Below are 18,731 nucleotides of genomic sequence, written 5' to 3' on the forward strand. Positions count from 1 at the left end.
AAGTAGAAGGAAGCTATAAAATTTTATTTCCACTTACATTCATCTGCTATCATAACAGCCTCAAAGAGATGCTCCTCAAGCTCACTTATAGGCAGAGTACTTTGTAGGTAATTTCCCCAAGATTTTAACACATCAGAAGTTTCAATACCTTCAACAATAGGATATTCTTGATTTTTTTTAGCATATAGCTCTTGAGCCTGTTTGCTTACAAAAAACTCCAATAAAGCTATGGCATTTTCTCTGTGTTTTGCGTTTTTTGTTACTGCTGCACCACTAATATTCACCATTACACCATCACTCGGAAAGAAAGCTCCTAACTTTTCTGTGATATTCTTTTTATTTTCTGATGAAAGGATTCTTGCAAAGTAGTAGCTATTTACTATTGCAACATTGCCTTCACCAGCGGCTACAGCATAAATTTGATCTGTGTCACCACCGCTTGGTTTTCTTGCCATGTTGCTTACAATTCCACTCACCCATTCTTTTGTTTTTTCAAAACCATTTTTTGCAATCATAAAAGCGATCAATGATCGGTTATATGGACTTGTGGAAGAGCGTACTAATATTTTCCCTTTCCATTTTTCATTCGCTAAATCTTCATAGGTACTTAATTCCTTAGGATCTACTGATTCTTTATTGTAAACCAATATTCTAGCTCTTTTTGTGAGACCAAACCAATAATCTTCATTATCTCTAAATTTTGCAGGTATGGCATTTTTTAGAGTCTCTGAATCCACTTGAGATAAGAGCCCTCTTTTTTTGGCTAAAATCAAATTCACTGCATCTGCAGTTAAAAACAAATCAGCTTCACCACCATTTTCCATGCGTGAAAGCAATTGGGAATAATCGTCAATGATATAACGTACCTTGATGCCAGTGGTTTTTGTAAAATCATCAAACAAACTATGTACTAATTCTTCTTTACGAGATGAATAAACGTTTACTACTTGTGAATCATCAATTCCGCTATTTTTATATAAAAAATTAACGACTATCAATAAAGCCGCTACTAAAGATATAAATATTAAACCTTTTTTCATAAACAAACCCCTTCCTTGTCATCATCTCAAGCTATCAAAATAGCAAGGTCTTAGCAAGTGTAAATCTTCAAAACGTTGCAGTTACAGTACTGGAATAGCGATAAAAAGAAGTACGAGCCAGATTTAATTAATAATATAAGTAATATCTGGATGGCCACATCGTTCAGCAACTACTTGTAACAATTTTGAACTAATCTTTTCTTCACTCTTTTTGATAGTTCTAATAGCTGTTTCATTGGGCTTTCCACTACTAGCATCTTTTGTATCTAATAACAAGTAATCTTTAAAATCAGTTTTGCTCCAATGATGAATTGTGCAAGCTAAAGTGAAAAGCAGTAGAGTGCCTGAAATTGCAACGATTGGCCAGTAAATAGTAGGATTTGTGTATGAACTTACTATGTTGCTCAAACCACCTGTTGAATAAAGTGCTAAAGGGAAGGTTATGTTTCCAGTAATAAGAACTGTTCCTAAGATAGGAAGCCATATTCTATCATTGATTAATGAATTTACTTTACTCTTGTAATAGATTGGCTGGCCTGTAAGTTCTACGATGTTCGGATTACTTTTTGCTTTTTCTGGAAGAGAGTGAAACGTAAAGTAAACACGATTACCGTTGCTATATTTTAATACCAAAGATTTGATGCATTCCTCGTCTTTTGAAAGTGTATTTGATATCTCATCTAAAACTTCTTGAGTATCTCTTTTTGTGATCTTGTGCTCCTTAGTACGTACTGCTTGCATAAATTCCCACATAATTCCCAAGGCTAAACAAGACGCTAATACTCCGACAAATATAGTAACAGGATTTATGCTGCCGATGAATCCAATGAATTCTCTTTGCTTCACAGCTAAAACGATTGACGTAATACAACATGCCGTAATAAGACCTACGAAAGGCATTGTAACTTTCTTCTTTTGCATCGTATATTTTACTTTCTGTAAAAATCTGTTTGTCTTTTTATTATCTCCAAGGAAAGATTCTTCAGAGCCATTTGTGTGATATGATGGTGGAGGAGTTGGATTTGCCTTCACTCTTTCTTTTAAATTTTCTAATGTTTTTTGACTATTCCAAGGTTCGCTGTATACTGTTTCTTGAGAAGGTGATCTGCTAACTGATACACTATCTGAACTCTTTTTTGGAGATTCTGTATTTTGCTCTATGGATGCATAAAGAGGTTCTGAACTGTTCACATTCGATTCTTCTTGCCTTTCTTCATAAGAACTTGATTCGCTAGCCGAACTTGTATGTTGTAAAATTTCATTTTCACCATTTGTTTGTTTCGTTGTTTTGCGAGGTTGTGGTTGTGGTGGAATTGTTTGTTCTATTCCACCTCTTTCAGTTATTCTGACGTTTCCTACGTTTGCTGATCCAGGCATATTCGCTCCAAAATTAATTACAATGTTATGTTGATTACGCTATAGTTATTAAGATATAGTGAATACTAATTTAAGAATAAATATTAGTATAAGAACTGCTGATCAAAGATCCTTTCATTCAAAGGGCAATCTTTGTCAAAAAGTAGAGTGACTGTATTTTCGTGATCTTTCTGTATTTTTACCTGCGATATGTCGTGAAATTCCTTGTAATCTGATACTACAAGTGCTGGACGATTTTTCACATCATTGATATCAATTTGCACTATTGTATCATTTGAGATTAGCGCTCCATTCCAACGCCTTGGGTAGTAGCTATTAATGGAAGTCAGTGCAAGTAAATTTGAATTAAGTGGTAAGATTGGCCCACCGGCAGAGAAGTTATATGCAGTGCTACCTGTTGGGGTAGACAATATAATTCCATCTCCTCTGAATTTTTCTACTTTTAGCTTATCATTAATGGTAATATTCATCTCCACTATTTGATTTGCATTTCTAAAGACATACACTTCATTTACTGAGATGTAATGGTGTTTTTTGCCATTTATGTCTTTGGCTTCCATTTTTAGTAAAGTTAGCTGAGTAGGAACTGCATGTTCTATATGATCAATTAGATCTTCAAAGCATTTATTCATCAAAAATCCGACGTTACCGGTATTTATTCCATACACATGTATATCTTTATTTCCTATGACGTAGTTGTGCAGAGTGCGTAGCATAAAACCATCACCACCAACAACTATCAGCAGATCAACTTCATGCTTACCTGCTTCTGCTATATTGATAAAATTGAGTTTCTGTAGTAGTTTAGATACTTCCTGAGACTTGGGTAGCGAAGAAGCAATATAGCCTACATTTTTATATTTATACATGTTAAATAAAGAGGGGAGGAACTAAAAAAGACTCCCGTATTTATCATTAAACTTAGCTATTTTACTATCCTTCTCCCCTGAACCGCTTGTCAAACTTCCAGTCCATGCAGGATGAGTAAGAGGATCTCTATCAAGCTTTATTCTTTGACCTTCTTTTCCATAAGTGGAATAAGTTTCAAACTCTTGACCATCTGTCATAACTATAGTAACTTTGTGATAGTCGATTTCTGCCATTGTTCTTACAAATTTCTTACCAGCTAAGATTTTAGTGAATCTGGTTCATTTGGTCAATCATTATTGTGAAATATTGACAAAAAATAAATAAAGTAGTATTATCAATGAAGAATGAAAAACTTTTTATGATTTTTGCTTTTCCTGGTCAGGGCTCCCAATTTGTAGGAATGGGAAAGAGCTTATATGATGAATTTTCAGTTGCAAGGAACGTATTTGATGAAGTAGATGACATATTGGGTAGAAAGCTGTCTCATTTGATTTTCAATGGCCCTATTGAGAAATTAACCATCACGGAAAACGCTCAGCCAGCTATAATGGCAGTGTCAATTGCAACGCTACGTGTTATGAAGCACGTATTTGGTGAATCTCTTTACAGCGTTCAGTATGTTTGTGGGCATTCAGTTGGCGAGTATACAGCGCTGTGTGCTGCAGGGGCATTGACGCTTGAGTCTGCAGTCAAGTTGCTAAAAGTTCGTAGCGAAGCAATGCATGAAGCTTCACTAAAATGCAAAGGTGGAATGTTTGCTCTACTTGGAGCAGAAATAAGTGAAGTAGAAGGTATATTAAAATCAGCTCAAATTGATTGTGAAATTGCAAACGATAATGGTGGTGGGCAGGTAGTGGTGAGTGGTACTGCAGAGGCTCTTGAGGTCTTACCTGATTTATTCAAAAACTCAAGTGTCAAGAAAATGATAAAATTACAAGTTAGTGGGCCTTTTCATTCATCTTTTATGAAACCTGCTGATGAAAAACTTCTGGAATTTTTAAAAAGCATCAACATAACTCGCCCTTCGATTCCTTTTGTATCAAACGTTACAGCTAAGGAAGAAAGTGATCCAGAGATCATAAGAGCTTTGCTCGCTAAGCAAGTTGTAAGTAGAGTAAGATGGAGAGAGATGGTTTTATATATGACAAGCCATGGCACTAATAAGTTTGTTGAAGTTGGCCCTAACAAAGTTTTATCTAATCTAGTTAAAAGAATTGATCAGTCTATCAGTGTGAAAAATATAGATAGTATTGGTGATATTAATAGCTTTTTTGATGAATCATTAGTACTAACAGCGAAAAATTTAAAAGTTGGGTTAAGTTAAAGCATATCTATGTAATATCATTCAAGTAGCTAACACTAGTTCCTTTATGATGGTGTCATCCCAGTGCTTGGCACTGGGATGACACCGAATAGGCTACTTGAATAATACCGAAAGAGCTACTGGAACGACAAGGGGCTGTTTGAATAGCACCCTTCCGGTGTCTCAAACTACAACAGTTGTGAATAGAGAGTAATACGAAAAATTATACAATCAACGAACTACCTGTCATCTCGTTTGGCTTTTTGAGTCCAAGTAGCTGTAAAATAGTAGGAGCAATATCAGATAATTTTCCATCTCTCAGTTTTAAATTTTCACAAGATATAATAAATGGCACTTTATTTAGAGTGTGCGCTGTGTGAGGTGTGTTATTTTCTTCATCGAACATACATTCCACATTACCATGGTCTGCTGTAACAATGAGTGCAGTATTACCCACTTCTTTGACAACGCTGAGTACTTTTGCAAGGCAATCATCTACAGCGAGCACAGCTTGCTCGGCCGCTTTTATATTACCTGTGTGTCCCACCATATCAGGGTTAGCGTAGTTTACAACTATCAGCGCAAATTCTTGAGAATAAATTTTTTTTACAAGCTCTTCTGTGAGCTCAAAGGCTGACATTTCAGGCTGCAGGTCATAAGTTTTAACTTTTGGTGAAGGAATGAGTATTCTTTCTTCACCAGAAAAAGGTTCTTCTCTTCCACAATTAAAAAAGAAAGTCACATGCGCGTATTTCTCAGTTTCAGCAATGCGCAGTTGCCGTAATTTATTGTCTTCTATTATCTGTCCCAAAGTGTTGGCAAAAGATTCAGGAGGAAAGAGATAAGGGATTTTTAAGTCCGCTTTATATTGCATCATACTTAAAATTGAAGAAAATTTTGCTACCTTAGCGTAATCTGTTTTGCCTAGCAAAATACTTGCCAATTGTATCATTCGATCAGCACGAAAGTTAGCCAATAGCAATCCATCTTCTGGTTTTATACCTTGATAATCTCCTATTATTGCGGGCCTGATAAATTCATCGGTTATATTATTTTGGTAATTTTCATCAATAAGCGATACTGCATCATCATAACGAGGCACCTTTGCAAATGCGATGGCTTCATAAGCTTCAATTGTTCTTTCCCACCTATTATCACGGTCCATAGCATAATAACGCCCAGAGATAGTGGAGATTCTTATATCATTTTCCTTTATGCTTTCTGTAAATTCTTGAATGCATCTTTTCCCTGAATTTGGCAGTGTGTCTCTGCCATCTAAAAATGCGTGTATTACAACTTTAATTCCGTGCTGTGATATTTTGTTTGCTAAAGATGAAATGTGCTTTTGATGCGAATGAACACCGCCATCTGATATCAATCCCATTATATGGCATATGCCATTCTTACTTTTTAGATCATTAATAAAATTCTGTAGATTTGCATTATTTTCTATCGTTTCGATTTCTTGATTAATACGCTGAAGGCTTTGCATTACCACTCTACCACTGCCAATATTCATATGGCCAACTTCTGAATTGCCTATTTGGCCTTCTGGTAATCCAACATCAGTTCCACAGGCAGATAAACTGCACTTTGGATAATTAGAGCTAATATGTTGCCAACAAGGTGGATTTGAATTGCTAATAGCGTTGTATTTACTATTTTCTATTCCATTACCCCAGCCATCTAATATACATAAAACGACTGATTTAAAGTTCATATAAAAATTAACATCGAAAACCCTCGATGATACCAAAAATAAACTCTTCTCACAACTTTTGTGTTAAAGTAGGAGATAGAAAAAGCTGCGTAGAGGCAATAGTATATGAGTTTTTTCATAAAATATTTTATTAAAGTGATTGACAGTTGCTGAAGTGTTTACTAAAACACTTGCATAGCTTTAATAGTGAGGTTAAATGAGCTCTAGCCAATATATAAAAGGTAATACTTTAGCAACATCAGGTGCTATAATTAATGTTGATAGATTAGTAAACTTTTTAAAAAGCAATACAAACATTACAAGACTTATTTTACGATATTCAAAAATTAATTATGAAGGTATAAAAGAACTAGCTAAGCTTGCACATCTTACTTCACTTGATCTGAGTTGCAATTGTGTTGGTACAGAAGGTGCAAAGATTTTAGCAAGCGGGAATCTTATAAATCTTACTTCGCTTGATTTAGGAGGAAACGAAATTGGTGATGAAGGTGTAGAGGCTTTAGCCAGTGGAAATCTTACAAGTCTTACTGAGCTTAAATTATATGATAATAAAATTGGCGATAGGGGGGCAAAAGCTTTAGCAAGTGGAAACCTTCAAAAGCTTATTTTACTGAGTTTAGGATGGAATGAAATCAGTAATGAAGGTGCAGAGGCTTTAGCAGCAAGTGGAAACCTTAAAAATCTTATTACACTTAAAGTATATGATAACAGCATTAATTACAGAGATGTACAGACTTTGGCGAGTGGAAATTTGGTGCGTCTTACTTCGCTCATTTACAATTATTGCAGTATTGATGAAACATTGCCAAAAAATGTCCTTCCTCAATTAAAAAGGAAATGTAATAAAAGAAAAATAGGAGAGGAGCCGGATAGCAAGCTAAGTGAGGTACAGACGTCTTTGCATTTTGACAGTAAAGGCTTTAAAGCTATATAACTTCACACGTTTTGTCTGTTTAAGAGAAAGAGAAAAGATAGTGAACTCTGGGCTAAAAATGGGGTGTACAGATTGTATAAAACAATGCTCCCCGGGCCGGATTCGAACCAGCGACCAATTGGTTAACAGCCAACTGCTCTACCACTGAGCTACCGAGGAATAAACTGCTTTCAACTTATCACATTGAACGCCGATTGTAAACGATTTTTATGTAGACTTTAGACCTAGATATCATTCCAGTGCATGGAGCTGTAATCTAGTTCTTATTACCTGATATGCTCATTTGACAGTTAAGTCTTCTCTACCCCTATTTGCATAATACCTTCGTTTACGGTTAAAAGATATCGAGGTAGTAGGGTGTATTAGTTTTTGCAAGCTGTTATTTTGCTATGGATTGCTGTAATGGCATCATCTATTTTATTGTTATCACAGCCTGTTTGGGCAAGTTCGGCATTTCCACCGCAATCCCTTCTGGTTAAAGTAGATACTAGCTCTTTTGCATTGATCTTATTAGTTAAATCTTTACTTACTTTAACAATCAAAACTGTTTTATCCTTTTCTATTACCATGAAGGCTATTACAGTTTTCGGTTTTTGTTGCTGTAGAGCAAATTCCCTTATTATACTTCCTGGAACGTTATTGAAAGTGTGGCTTACGAAATTTATTCCATTTATTTCGGTACTTTTTACAGTTTCTACACTGATAAGCTTTTTATAAAGATTTTTTATTTTGACTTCAAATTCTTTGCGCTCCTGGCTTAAAATACTGAGTCGACTTATTATTTCATTTACTGGTGCTTTTACGCATTCTGCAACTTTTTTTAAGCTAATTTCGTTATTGCGTACATAATTAATTGCTTCTTGACCGGTTAAAGCTTCAATTCTTCTTACTCGAGATGCAACGGAACATTCTGCTGCTATCTTAAAAAAACCAATTTCTCCGGTACGCTCCACGTGTGTACCACCACATAATTCTTTTGAATCTCCAATTTTTACAACCCTAACATTATCACCATATTTTTCACCAAATAAGGCCATCGCTCCTTCGTCTATTGCCTCATCCATACCTTGAACTTTTGTGGACGTAGAAAGATTTTCTCTGATTAGAGAGTTTACTATATCTTCTACTGAAGACAGCTGATCCTGAGTGACTGGCTTATTGTGACTAAAGTCAAATCTTAGTCTATTTGGTGCGACTAGAGAACCTTTTTGAGTAACGTGATCACCTAAGATTTTTCTGAGTGCAAAGTGTAGAAGATGTGTAGCTGAATGATTTCTTCTTAAGTCTTGTCTTCTTTTTTTATTAATACTAGCTGTAACTGTGTCACCTTTACGAACTGAACCAGATTCAACTATACATCTGTGTAAATATAGGTCGTTAATCTTGTTGGTATTTTCCACTGTTAACGTACTTCCATCAGACTTTATAAAATTTCCAGTATCTCCCACCTGTCCACCTGACTCTCCATAAAAAGGTGTTTTATCAAGTATAATAGTTATCTTTTCTCCTTCTTTTGCAGAATCAATTACTTCATTTTTAGAGGAAATTATTGCGAGTACTGTTGCATCCTTTACTTCATCACGTTCATAACCAACAAATTCCGTTTTGCCAAACTGATCGATTAAATTAAACCATACTTGTTCAACAGATTTTTCACCAGATCCAGTCCAATTAGCACGTGCTCTTTCTTTTTGCTCTTTCATTGCATTATCAAAACCTTTTTGGTCAAAATTTATTTTCCTTTCTTTCAAAATATCAAGTGTGATATCCAAAGGAAATCCATAAGTGTCATATAGTTTGAATGCTGATTCTCCAGATAGAGTGTCACCTGATTTTAAATCTGCAGTGAATTTGTCCAAGAGATTAATGCCTTTCATTAAAGTGTCTTTAAAGTTTTCTTCCTCTGATTTTAACGTTGTTTCTATTAAGCTTTTAACTCTGATTAGCTCTGGATAAGCATCTCCCATATAAGCCAAACTTGTGCCATCTATGAGTGCAGGAAAAACAAGGTTCAATAGAGAATCATTATATCCAAGTAGGTGGATATAACGTGCTGCTCTCCTGATCAATCTGCGTAGTACATAATTTCTTCCTTCATTTCCAGGAAGCACTCCTTCTGCGATGAGAAATGCAGCTGCACGAAGGTGATCTGCGATAATCTTATGAGCTACTTTATTTTCCGTATTTCCACAGTACTCTTGCGATTTACTTACCAGAGCAGAAAATAGGTCAATATCATAGTTATCATGAACGTTCTGCATAACAGCTGCTATTCTTTCAAGGCCCATTCCGGTATCGATGCATTTTTTTGGTAATTTTTGTAAATTACCTTCTTCATCTTTATTAAATTCCATGAACACCAGGTTCCAAATTTCAACAATTCTGTCGTCTTCATGTAAAGCGGAATTTCCATGATCGTAAAAGATTTCAGAACATGGGCCACATGGACCAGTATTGCCCATGCTCCAAAAGTTATCATCTGTTGTGATTCTTATGATTTTATCATCTGAAAAGCCACTTATCTTACGCCAAATTTCATATGCTTCATCATCAGTGTGGTAAACAGTTATGGATAGTCTGTTTTTATCAAGAGACAATTCTTCAGTAATAAATTTCCACGCAAATTCTATCGCAGTTTCTTTAAAGTAATCACCAAAGCTAAAATTTCCGAGCATTTCAAAAAATGTGTGATGCCGAGATGTATAGCCAACATTTTCAAGATCATTGTGTTTACCACCTGCTCTGAGACACTTTTGACTTGAGACGGCACGTTTCATTTCAGTTTTTTGCGTGCCGGTAAAGATGTTTTTGAACTGTACCATACCAGCATTTGTAAACATGAGTGTTGGATCATGCTCTGGAATCAAAGGAGAAGAAGGAACTTGCTCGTGATTATTATTTACAAAAAATTTTATAAATCTTTCTCTAATTTCGTTTAGCTTCATCGTTTTTACTGAGGTTATCTATGCATAATAAGTTGTAACAGAAGTAAAATCAATTTATCAATCTAAATATTAATATATACATTACTTAGTATAATAAAAGTAACTTTTACATAAAAATTTTAATAAAAAGATATAGGTTTAAATATTTTATCCACTAACATAGAGAAGTATTTGTTAATTCAAATAATATTTTTGTTAATTAATTTAAGGAGTGTGAAATGCCAAAAAAATTCCAAAACACTAAGAATAGCATGCGAAAGAGAGAAACAACAAATAAGCAGGAGATGGATGGTCCAACAATTAGAATTGTATCTGACTTGGAAAGTATAAAACAAAACAGAAGAGTAGAATTTTTAATTAAAGGAGAGAATTTAACAGTAAAAGACCTCTCTATATCTTCTAGAGCAGCTGAGATAGGCTTGGTTACAGGAATAGTAAATTCAATAGACATTCCTCAAGCAATTCGTGAATCGACAATAGATGGAATTATTTTAGGTCTTAAGAGTGGAGAAATAGAAAAAAGTAAAGAATATAATTATAGAGAATTTAAGAAAATATATCTAAAAAACCTTGTAGATGAATTGGGTAAGGATAGTTCAAAAAAGCTAAAAGAAAGAACTGATGAAAATAGCCAATTGAGAGAATCTACTACTGAAGAAATTGATTATCAGATGCAGGAAGATGTAACTATCGAATCAGCTTCTTTAACAAAACAAGAATTCGATTTTGCATCAAGCAAAGTAACTACTAAAGAGATTAATGACGTAATAAATGAAATAGAAGAATCAAATGCTAGTTATGGAATTACTCCTGAAGATATAAGTAGTGTTTCCCGTTTTGATAGTAATTCACAAGAAGTGTTAGATCATTCTATATTTAATAGCACAGATGTGGAAGGGCCTAAATTACCCGAAATAAATGGAGGACAGTATATAGGAATAGCAGGGATTGCTGGTGGTATATTTGGTGGAGTGCTAGCAGTAGCTTTTGCAGGATTAGGATACTTTGTATGGCATAGAAAAAATAGGGAAGGTAGCTACGATGTTGAAAAAGCGATGAAAAACCTTCCTGAACAAGCTCAACTTGAGCATTCCGGATCTACATCAGAAATAGAATCTTTGCTCAGCAATGCTACATCGGTAGCACATCTATCTTCTCAGATTAGTGTCGAGTAAGATTCCAGAGTTTGATGGCACAACAGTGCCATCAACTTAGCTCTTACAGCACTTATATGCTCTGGAACCAAAGGAGAAGAAATTTTCCTGTCTTACAAAAAATTTTATAACTCTTTCTCTAATTTTATATCGTTTTTACTAAGGTATAATAAATTGCAATGAGAAATTCAGATATTAATATATGTATTATTTAGTATAATAAAAATATAAAAATCTTAGTGAAAAGATGTGGACTTAAATAATTTATCTTTTATACATAAGGAAATATTGGTCAGCTTGGGGGTCATATATGTCAAGAAGATTTAAAAATACTGTAGGAAAAAAAAGATCAATCAATAAGGAAAAAAGGAATAGATGGATTAGTATTGAATCAGAATTGCGAGATGTAGAACAAAACAGAACAATATATTTTCTATTGGGAGGAGGTGATTTAAAACTTAAGTATGTATGTATGCTTGACGATACATCTTATCGTATTCTTGTTGCTGAAGGAGAAATAGTGCATGCAGAAAATCCAAAAGTGATGATTGATGATATTGTTTCTGATCTCAAGAGTGGAAAAATACGAAGTTATAAAAGATATAATGCCAAAGAGTTTTATGAAAAGTATCTCAAAGAGTTTTTGAGTAATGAGAACTTGCAAAAGCTGGAAGCTGGTGATATTGAAAATACAACAGCAGAACTACCAAACTTAAAACAAGTAATGGAAGAAATGAAAAAATCAAACGCTAGCAATGGAATTACAATGCGAAATATAGAAAGTGTTCAAAATACGACGAATATTTTGGGTAATCCTATGATTCATGATACAAACTTGAGAGAGTTTAAATTATTGGAAACACCTTCAAACGAGAAAAATAATATAGTGTTCACAGTAGGTATGTTAGCAGTAACAGTAGCTTTGGTAGCAGCTGTACCATTTAAATGTTGGTTTTATAATAGAAAAAATAAAAGCCATAGTAGTGCTCAGGAAGAAACTCCATCTAGTTATTTATTAAGTGGAATAACTTTAGAAAGTGGAACTAATTCTATTCGTTAGCCAAAATATTGCAAAAATAGAATTTTTTTATTATTTTTTTACAGTTTCCTCATTTAATAATTTTTATGCTCTAATTATTATACTTAATTTATCATTACCTGTTGTGTAAACAGGATGAGAATTTTCAATAATCTACATCCTTTAGTAAGAAAAAATCAATACATTCACGATAAATTTACCTCATATCTGTGTTTTATATGTGGAATTTCGAATGGAAAATTATGCAGGCAAAGAAAGAAGAATAGTGAATATAGTTACTCAACATTGGAGTGATATAAAAGGATCAGATAGAGAATGGCCAGAAAGACATGAAATAGACACTGCAGAAATCATGGAGTCATGGCAGCATTGTTTTATCATTGAAGTTAAAGATCGAGGTTATATTTGTGAAAATGCAGGAGAAAAAGCTATTGAATTCTATGGTTTTGAAAAAAAGATGTACATCGATGATAAGTATGCAATTGATGCACCATTTTTGCGGTTATATAAAATAGATGCAGTTATTGATAAACTTGAGACTGTAATAGAGAGTAAATGCTCAATTAACGAAGAGGAAGAAAGTGAAAGTGTTAAAATAAGGCAAGTATTGCTACCAATTGGGAATGAAGAAGGTATAACACATATACTGGGTGTGATTACATTCAAGCTGCTTTAAAATACAATTTTAATTTGATTCTTTAATAAAATTATCTATACTCATACTTAATTACTAATAAAGAACTAAATAGTGGTGTTTATAAATTTGTTTAGAATATGACGAAAATAAAATTAAAAACAAAATCTTCTGTCAAAAAGCGCTTTCACCTTACAGCTAAGGGTAAAGTCATCTCTACTCAGTCAGGTAAGAGACATGGCATGGTAAAAAGAAGTAAATCTAATATTCGTAATCAACGCGGTACAACGATTCTCAATAAATCTGACTCGCGTATAGTTAAACTTTATATGCCTTATGGTATTTAATAAAATGGAGGTAAGATAAAAATGGCTCGGATAAAGCGTGGAACCGCTACTCATGCTCGTCATAAAAAGGTATTAAAATTAGCAAAGGGTTATAGAGGACGGGCAAAAAATTGTTATAGAATTGCATTACAAAGGGTTGAAAAAGCACTACAGTATGCTTATAGAGACAGAAGAAATCGCAAGCGTGATTTTCGTGGTTTGTGGATAATACGTATTAATGCAGCAGTAAGAGAACATGGACTTACTTACGGTAGATTTATGCATGGTCTTAAACTTGCTGAAATTGATTTAAATAGGAAAATTCTTGCTGAGATGGCTGTTAATCATAAGGATGATTTTGCTAAATTAATAGAAATTGTAAATAGTAAGTTAGCTTAAAGCAAAAACACCATGAGAATTATTTTCATGGGGTCACCGGAGTTTGCTGTTGGTGCGTTAAACTTACTATTGAAATTACAGAGTGAAATAGTAGCAGTATATACCAAAGCTCCAAAACCTTCTGGACGTGGGCAGAGGTTAACAAAATCCCCAGTACACATCGTTGCTGAAAAAAGTGACATAGAGGTATGTACTCCTGCCTCTTTAAAATCTTCGATAGAGCAAGAAAAGTTTGGAAATTTTAAGCCAGACGTTGCAGTTGTTGCTGCGTATGGATTGATACTTCCAAAAGAAATTTTAAATATTCCCAAATATGGTTGTATTAATATTCATCCATCATTACTGCCTAGGTGGCGCGGTGCAGCTCCGATACAGCACACAATTTTAGCCGGAGATCAAGAAACCGGAGTTAGCATTATGCAGCTAGATGAAGGATTAGATTCTGGCCCTATTTTAAAACAGAAAAAATTTCTTATTGAAAAAAGCGATAATTATAAGACGTTGTATGATAAATTGTCTGAATTAGGTAGTGATTTACTGCTGAAAGTACTAAACGAAATTGAAAAGCAAGTTCCCTTAAAACAGAGCGATAACGATGCGTGTTATGCTGACAAAGTAAAAGACTATAAAATTTACGCAAGTGACGCCTGTGAAATTGCTTATAGAAAGGTTAAAGCATTTTATCCAAAAGCATTCATTAAGGTAGAGAATAAACGTATCAAGATACTTGATGCTGAATTTGAAGCCTTCACTTCAGGACAAGGTGAGATCATTAATGATAATATGCATATAAGTTTAAAAGGTGGTACTTTAATTCCTAAAGTTGTACAAATGGAAGGAAGAAATCCTTGCGATATTAAAGATTTTGTTCGTGGCTTAAAATCAAGTTTAACAAAAAAATTTATAGAATAGACTACTTTGAAAGGAGAGTGAGGAGAGCTAAAGCAACTTCTACAATTTGGTATTCCGCTGCTTGTTAGCGGAATCTACAACGAGATACCGCGTTTTGGTGTACGAACATTGCAATTTGCAGGTAATTTGAGTAGTAGATGGTCAGTGCTTGACACTGGAATCCAGTTTCTATTACCTGGTGTGCTCATTTAAAGTGAAGTTTTCTGGATCCCAGTGCCTGGGGACTGGGATGACATCTTTCTTGATCTCTTGTATCACAATGTTCGTACAGCTATGTGCTTGTTAGCGGAATCTACAACGAGATACCGCAGTGGTATGACGTAGTAGCTATATATAGACAAATTTTCTTTTCTTAGATATAATCTTAAGAAACCTTCCATATGAAAATTAAAAGAGCTTTAATATCAGTATACGATAAGACAAATATAATTGAACTTGCATCGTTTTTGATGCAGCAACAAATAGAAATTCTCTCAACAGGGAATACTTATAAAGTGCTATCAGGTGCGGGAATAAAAACGCAAGAAGTTTCAGATTACACACAATTTCCAGAAATACTAGATGGCAGAGTGAAAACTTTACATCCTAAAATTCATGGAGGAATACTCTGTGATCGAAAAAGGCACGAAAAGGAAATGCAGAATCTAGAAATTAAGCCGATAGATCTGCTTATAACTAACTTATATCCATTTTGGAAAACGGTTAATAGCAACTCAAGTGAGAAGCAAATCATAGAACAAATAGATATAGGTGGAGTAGCATTAATTAGAGCTACAGCAAAAAACTTTCATTTCACTTCAGTGATTTCTAGCATTCAAGATTACGAAACACTGAAAGCTGAGATGATCAAAAATAACAATCAGACAACATTAGAATATAGAAAACATCTAGCAACTAAAGCATTTGCTCTGACTGCACAGTATGATTCTAATATTTACAATTGGTTTTTATCACAGGGTAAAAGCAATGAGTTACCAGAGTTTTTTACTTTATATGGATGTAAAGCACAAGGACTCAGATATGGTGAAAATCCTCATCAAAAAGCTGCATTTTATAGCAATCAATTTAGCAAGTATCCACTGGAGAAAATACATGGAAAAGAGTTGAGCTATAATAATATAGTCGACATAGAGTCTGCACTTAACATAATTTCTGAGTTTCAAGAACCTGCAGCAGTGATAATAAAGCACAATAATCCATGTGGCGCTGCTGTTAGTGATAGTGCTTTAAAAGCATATGAAAAAGCTCTATCATGTGATGAAATAAGCAGTTTTGGTGGAATAGTTGCTTTCAATCGGGAGATAGATTTCAAGCTAGCAGAGAAATTAAACGAGATATTTTTGGAAGTGGTGATAGCACCATCGGTAAACAAAGAGGCACTAAAAATTTTACAAAAAAAGAAAAATTTAAGAGTGATTATTCATCAATCTCTTCAGCAAAATGCAAAATATCAAATCAAAAATGTTGTTGGCGGGTTCTTAGTGCAAGAAAATAATAACCATACAGTAAAAGTAGAAGAAATAAACCGAGTGACAGAATGCACTACAACAAAAAAAGAGAAGGAAGATCTTATTTTTGCTTGGAAAATATGTAAACATGTAAAATCCAATGCAATAGTGATAGCAAAAGACGGTTGTGCTATTGGCATCGGTGCAGGACAAACAAGCAGAATAGATAGTGTGAATATTGCAGTAAAAAAAGCAGGTGAAAAATGTAAAGGCGCAGCGCTTGCTTCAGATGCATTTTTTCCATTTCCAGATAGTATAGTAGAAAGTGCAAAGCATGGAATTACAGCTATAATTCAGCCAGGTGGCTCATTGAAAGATCAAAACGTGATAGCAGCTGCAAATGAGAATAAAATTGCCATGTTTTTCACTGATGTTCGTAACTTTCTCCATTAAGCTTTGTATCCTGTCAAAATTATACCCACACAGGGCTTTGTTGCATAGCAGCTTATAGGTATGAAAATTGTAGTAAATTTATGTAGTTACTTTAAACTCAACTATACCTATCTGTAATTGTAAGCTGTACTCTTGAGCTCCTGATGCGATTTATAGCAAATCCTAAAATGCCTTGCTGTTTTTCCTTATAGACATTCAGCTTACCTTGTACATTAGCCTATCTGGATGACATTTTACTTTTTCTAGAATATAATAATTCCCTAGAAATTACCCTACTCAATTCTATTGTACCTTGTTTAACATTGAAACATGAGTCTGGAATCTAGAAATTTTTTAAGAACAAAAGTTATTCTAAGTTTTTGTTGGTAAGAAAGACTGGATTCCAGTGGGCTTTGTTGCATAGCTCAGATAAAAAGAACTGGAAGTTACTGACGAAATTCACTATAAAACAGGCATTTAACCTACGAAAGAAAAATATGTCACAAAAAATGAGAGTCAGTAACTGCCATGGATATAACAGATTTCTGCAAGAAAGAGGAAATATTTTTCATTTTATTAATGAGGCAATAGAAAATTGGTACGAAAATAGCCCCAAAATGCGAGGTGGAAATTATATTTATAGTAATAAAGTTGTGATTTTAGTGCATATAGTCGCTAGTCTCTTTAGAATTGGCTTAAGACAAACGGTAGGGTTTATAAAAGGATATTTGCAGCAAGTAGTTAGCAGTCATTAGCTATTCGCAGGCTTCAAGAAGGTTTCAATATTAAGATCAATGATTGCAGAGTTGATAAAAACAATATGGAAGATATTGAAATTGCTATAGATAGTACAGGTATCAGCATCTACAATAATATTCCAGGCCATAGTAAGGCAAATGGTACAGATAGAAAGTATCGCCGCTATGAGCAAACAAGAAAGCTACACGTAATATTGAGTATAAATAGTAAAAAAGCTATAGCTGCACAATATAGCAATGGTGCCTACTCCGACCATTATGGTGCTTGCGACTTGCTCAGCTTTCAGCATGCTATAAAAGCATTATATGCAGACAGAGCCTATCAAGCTTTATAAATTGTGCAAAAAATATGATATAAAGACAAAATTTTACCGAAAAATCGTGCAGCGGAGCATACAAAATTGGATTATATGGCTGAAAGGAATGCTGCCATTAGATTATGTGGTAAAGACGGTGTGAAAGAGTGGAAGAAGGAAGCAGTTTATGGAAAAAGGTCATATATTGAAGGATTTTTTTCAAGATTAAAGCAAATATTTGGGTTTAGTTTTAGAAATAGATCTGAAGTAAATCGAGAAAAAGAGTTGCTAATAAAATGTTACTTACTCAATAAATTTACTGATATTGGCATGGCTAAGTTTTAGGTAGTTTCATGAATTTTTTATGCTTTACCCACTATCCGATAAGCGATGCAACAAAGCCATCCCAGTGTAAGCTACTCGGTTGACACCATCATAGAGATCAGCTACTTGGATGATAAAAGTAAGAAATATCGAAGTGTTGTGCTAGACTTTATACCTCTTGCATTCAAACTCACATAAATCATGAATTGTGCACGCTTCACACAAAGGTTTTTGTGCCTTGCAAATGTATCTACCGTGTAAAACTAGCCAATGATGAGCATAAAGTAGGTATTTTTTTGGCACTACATTCAAAAGAGACTGCTCTGTTTTAAGTACATCTTTTTCTTTCACAAGCCCAACTCTATTGCTCACTCTAAAAACGTGAGTATCAACTGCCAATGTTGGAATACCAAGCCCTGAATTTAAGAACACATTAGCGCTCTTTCTCCCAACCCCTGGTAAAGATACCAAATCATCGAAATTAGTAGGCACTTTGCTATTGTACCTCTCAATCAATATTTTGCTGAGCCCGATTATATTTTTTGCTTTGGAATTATATAAACCAATACTGCTTATGCATTTTCTCAGCTCACTTTGCCCAAGATTCAACATCTTTTCTGGCGTATCAGCGATACTAAATAGCTCCTTTGTAATTTTATTAACACTTATATCGGTCGTCCGCGCTGACAGAACTATTGCAACTAATAACGTAAAATGATTGGTATAATTTAGCTCTATTTTTGGCGCAGGATTTGACTGTTGAAATTTTTCAAATATTAATTCTACTTTTTTTGAGTCCATGCATAGAGCTAAAAGCTTA

Annotated in this window: 19 protein-coding genes, 1 tRNA gene and 1 pseudogene; 12 read left to right on the forward strand and 9 right to left on the reverse strand. The window is 34.3% G+C overall.

What is annotated here, in order from left to right:
• Nucleotides 1-23: 23 nt before the first annotated feature.
• From ABWU65_RS02835 to rpmE, 4 genes are all read right to left on the reverse strand, one after another.
• Entirely contained in the window at nt 24-1,040 is a 1,017-nt protein-coding gene (locus ABWU65_RS02835) for an extracellular solute-binding protein (RefSeq protein ID WP_353280275.1), read from the reverse strand.
• Between the two features lie 123 nt (nt 1,041-1,163).
• A complete protein-coding gene (locus tag ABWU65_RS02840) occupies nt 1,164-2,417 on the reverse strand; it encodes a hypothetical protein (protein WP_353280276.1) in 1,254 nt (417 codons plus the stop codon).
• Between the two features lie 83 nt (nt 2,418-2,500).
• Complete coding sequence (locus ABWU65_RS02845) at nt 2,501-3,286, reverse strand: NAD kinase (RefSeq protein WP_264685559.1); 786 nt, start codon at nt 3,284-3,286, stop codon at nt 2,501-2,503.
• Between the two features lie 21 nt (nt 3,287-3,307).
• Complete coding sequence (gene rpmE / locus ABWU65_RS02850; RefSeq protein WP_006013575.1) at nt 3,308-3,520, reverse strand: 50S ribosomal protein L31; 213 nt, start codon at nt 3,518-3,520, stop codon at nt 3,308-3,310.
• 125 nt (nt 3,521-3,645) lie between these two features.
• Between rpmE and fabD the strand changes: the two genes are divergently transcribed.
• The gene (fabD, locus tag ABWU65_RS02855; RefSeq protein WP_179951429.1) at nt 3,646-4,611 is read left to right on the forward strand and encodes an ACP S-malonyltransferase; all 966 of its coding nucleotides are present in this window, start codon (nt 3,646-3,648) and stop codon (nt 4,609-4,611) included.
• A 202-nt stretch (nt 4,612-4,813) separates the two neighbouring features.
• Here fabD and gpmI read toward each other — a convergent pair whose 3' ends face one another.
• On the reverse strand, nt 4,814-6,310 hold the full coding sequence (gene gpmI / locus ABWU65_RS02860) for a 2,3-bisphosphoglycerate-independent phosphoglycerate mutase (RefSeq protein ID WP_353280277.1): 1,497 nt from the start codon (nt 6,308-6,310) through the stop codon (nt 4,814-4,816).
• 196 nt (nt 6,311-6,506) lie between these two features.
• Between gpmI and ABWU65_RS02865 the strand changes: the two genes are divergently transcribed.
• On the forward strand, nt 6,507-7,244 hold the full coding sequence (locus ABWU65_RS02865) for a hypothetical protein (protein ID WP_007302086.1): 738 nt from the start codon (nt 6,507-6,509) through the stop codon (nt 7,242-7,244).
• Between the two features lie 87 nt (nt 7,245-7,331).
• Here the strand turns inward: ABWU65_RS02865 and ABWU65_RS02870 are convergent.
• Nucleotides 7,332-7,403 (reverse strand) — tRNA-Asn (locus tag ABWU65_RS02870).
• 203 nt (nt 7,404-7,606) lie between these two features.
• On the reverse strand, nt 7,607-10,189 hold the full coding sequence (alaS, locus tag ABWU65_RS02875; RefSeq protein ID WP_353280278.1) for an alanine--tRNA ligase: 2,583 nt from the start codon (nt 10,187-10,189) through the stop codon (nt 7,607-7,609).
• Nucleotides 10,190-10,407: 218 nt separating this feature from the next.
• On the opposite strand from alaS, the gene ABWU65_RS02880 reads away from it, so the two are divergent.
• The 6 genes from ABWU65_RS02880 (at nt 10,408) to fmt (ending at nt 14,653) form a co-directional block, all read left to right on the forward strand.
• A complete protein-coding gene (locus tag ABWU65_RS02880; protein ID WP_007302084.1) occupies nt 10,408-11,364 on the forward strand; it encodes a hypothetical protein in 957 nt (318 codons plus the stop codon).
• Between the two features lie 289 nt (nt 11,365-11,653).
• Nucleotides 11,654-12,403: a hypothetical protein gene (locus ABWU65_RS02885; protein WP_353280279.1), complete on the forward strand. Its 750-nt coding sequence runs from the start codon at nt 11,654-11,656 to the stop codon at nt 12,401-12,403.
• A gap of 211 nt (nt 12,404-12,614) precedes the next feature.
• Entirely contained in the window at nt 12,615-13,058 is a 444-nt protein-coding gene (locus tag ABWU65_RS02890; protein WP_019236701.1) for a PAS domain-containing protein, read from the forward strand.
• Between the two features lie 98 nt (nt 13,059-13,156).
• Nucleotides 13,157-13,363, forward strand: coding sequence for a 50S ribosomal protein L35 (rpmI, locus tag ABWU65_RS02895; protein ID WP_006013548.1), 207 nt, complete (start codon nt 13,157-13,159; stop codon nt 13,361-13,363).
• A 21-nt stretch (nt 13,364-13,384) separates the two neighbouring features.
• Nucleotides 13,385-13,741, forward strand: coding sequence for a 50S ribosomal protein L20 (gene rplT, locus ABWU65_RS02900; RefSeq protein WP_353280280.1), 357 nt, complete (start codon nt 13,385-13,387; stop codon nt 13,739-13,741).
• A 12-nt stretch (nt 13,742-13,753) separates the two neighbouring features.
• Complete coding sequence (fmt, locus tag ABWU65_RS02905; protein WP_064085375.1) at nt 13,754-14,653, forward strand: methionyl-tRNA formyltransferase; 900 nt, start codon at nt 13,754-13,756, stop codon at nt 14,651-14,653.
• Nucleotides 14,654-14,796: 143 nt separating this feature from the next.
• Here the strand turns inward: fmt and ABWU65_RS02910 are convergent.
• Nucleotides 14,797-14,929 (reverse strand): annotated as a pseudogene (locus tag ABWU65_RS02910) (WPE palindromic element domain-containing protein); the annotation flags it as partial.
• Nucleotides 14,930-15,033: 104 nt separating this feature from the next.
• On the opposite strand from ABWU65_RS02910, the gene purH reads away from it, so the two are divergent.
• The 4 genes from purH to ABWU65_RS02930 all read left to right on the forward strand — a co-directional run bounded on the left by purH (nt 15,034) and on the right by ABWU65_RS02930 (nt 17,932).
• Nucleotides 15,034-16,554, forward strand: a complete 1,521-nt coding sequence (gene purH / locus ABWU65_RS02915) for a bifunctional phosphoribosylaminoimidazolecarboxamide formyltransferase/IMP cyclohydrolase (protein ID WP_353280281.1) — start codon at nt 15,034-15,036, stop codon at nt 16,552-16,554.
• 476 nt (nt 16,555-17,030) lie between these two features.
• The gene (locus ABWU65_RS02920; RefSeq protein WP_012481854.1) at nt 17,031-17,288 is read left to right on the forward strand and encodes a transposase; all 258 of its coding nucleotides are present in this window, start codon (nt 17,031-17,033) and stop codon (nt 17,286-17,288) included.
• Between the two features lie 65 nt (nt 17,289-17,353).
• Nucleotides 17,354-17,626 (forward strand): transposase, encoded by a 273-nt coding sequence (locus ABWU65_RS02925; protein WP_353280282.1) that lies wholly within the window; start codon nt 17,354-17,356, stop codon nt 17,624-17,626.
• 75 nt (nt 17,627-17,701) lie between these two features.
• Entirely contained in the window at nt 17,702-17,932 is a 231-nt protein-coding gene (locus ABWU65_RS02930) for a hypothetical protein (RefSeq protein ID WP_019078687.1), read from the forward strand.
• Between the two features lie 141 nt (nt 17,933-18,073).
• Here the strand turns inward: ABWU65_RS02930 and nth are convergent, their stop codons facing one another.
• The gene (gene nth / locus ABWU65_RS02935; RefSeq protein ID WP_007301977.1) at nt 18,074-18,712 is read right to left on the reverse strand and encodes an endonuclease III; all 639 of its coding nucleotides are present in this window, start codon (nt 18,710-18,712) and stop codon (nt 18,074-18,076) included.
• Between the last annotated feature and the right edge of the window lie 19 nt (nt 18,713-18,731).

Source organism: Wolbachia endosymbiont (group B) of Silvanus unidentatus (assembly GCF_964028615.1).
In the GTDB taxonomy this organism is placed as follows: domain Bacteria; phylum Pseudomonadota; class Alphaproteobacteria; order Rickettsiales; family Anaplasmataceae; genus Wolbachia.

What these genes read in the sequence shown, in the direction of transcription:
- ABWU65_RS02835 (WP_353280275.1), bottom strand. Translation starts at nt 1,040, where the DNA reads ATGAAAAAAGGTTTAATATTTATATCTTTAGTAGCGGCTTTATTGATA.
- ABWU65_RS02840 (WP_353280276.1), bottom strand. Translation starts at nt 2,417, where the DNA reads ATGCCTGGATCAGCAAACGTAGGAAACGTCAGAATAACTGAAAGAGGT.
- ABWU65_RS02845 (WP_264685559.1), bottom strand. Translation starts at nt 3,286, where the DNA reads ATGTATAAATATAAAAATGTAGGCTATATTGCTTCTTCGCTACCCAAG.
- rpmE (WP_006013575.1), bottom strand. Translation starts at nt 3,520, where the DNA reads ATGGCAGAAATCGACTATCACAAAGTTACTATAGTTATGACAGATGGT.
- fabD (WP_179951429.1), top strand. Translation starts at nt 3,646, where the DNA reads ATGATTTTTGCTTTTCCTGGTCAGGGCTCCCAATTTGTAGGAATGGGA.
- gpmI (WP_353280277.1), bottom strand. Translation starts at nt 6,310, where the DNA reads ATGAACTTTAAATCAGTCGTTTTATGTATATTAGATGGCTGGGGTAAT.
- ABWU65_RS02865 (WP_007302086.1), top strand. Translation starts at nt 6,507, where the DNA reads ATGAGCTCTAGCCAATATATAAAAGGTAATACTTTAGCAACATCAGGT.
- alaS (WP_353280278.1), bottom strand. Translation starts at nt 10,189, where the DNA reads ATGAAGCTAAACGAAATTAGAGAAAGATTTATAAAATTTTTTGTAAAT.
- ABWU65_RS02880 (WP_007302084.1), top strand. Translation starts at nt 10,408, where the DNA reads ATGCCAAAAAAATTCCAAAACACTAAGAATAGCATGCGAAAGAGAGAA.
- ABWU65_RS02885 (WP_353280279.1), top strand. Translation starts at nt 11,654, where the DNA reads ATGTCAAGAAGATTTAAAAATACTGTAGGAAAAAAAAGATCAATCAAT.
- ABWU65_RS02890 (WP_019236701.1), top strand. Translation starts at nt 12,615, where the DNA reads ATGGAAAATTATGCAGGCAAAGAAAGAAGAATAGTGAATATAGTTACT.
- rpmI (WP_006013548.1), top strand. Translation starts at nt 13,157, where the DNA reads ATGACGAAAATAAAATTAAAAACAAAATCTTCTGTCAAAAAGCGCTTT.
- rplT (WP_353280280.1), top strand. Translation starts at nt 13,385, where the DNA reads ATGGCTCGGATAAAGCGTGGAACCGCTACTCATGCTCGTCATAAAAAG.
- fmt (WP_064085375.1), top strand. Translation starts at nt 13,754, where the DNA reads ATGAGAATTATTTTCATGGGGTCACCGGAGTTTGCTGTTGGTGCGTTA.
- purH (WP_353280281.1), top strand. Translation starts at nt 15,034, where the DNA reads ATGAAAATTAAAAGAGCTTTAATATCAGTATACGATAAGACAAATATA.
- ABWU65_RS02920 (WP_012481854.1), top strand. Translation starts at nt 17,031, where the DNA reads ATGTCACAAAAAATGAGAGTCAGTAACTGCCATGGATATAACAGATTT.
- ABWU65_RS02925 (WP_353280282.1), top strand. Translation starts at nt 17,354, where the DNA reads ATGGAAGATATTGAAATTGCTATAGATAGTACAGGTATCAGCATCTAC.
- ABWU65_RS02930 (WP_019078687.1), top strand. Translation starts at nt 17,702, where the DNA reads ATGGCTGAAAGGAATGCTGCCATTAGATTATGTGGTAAAGACGGTGTG.
- nth (WP_007301977.1), bottom strand. Translation starts at nt 18,712, where the DNA reads ATGGACTCAAAAAAAGTAGAATTAATATTTGAAAAATTTCAACAGTCA.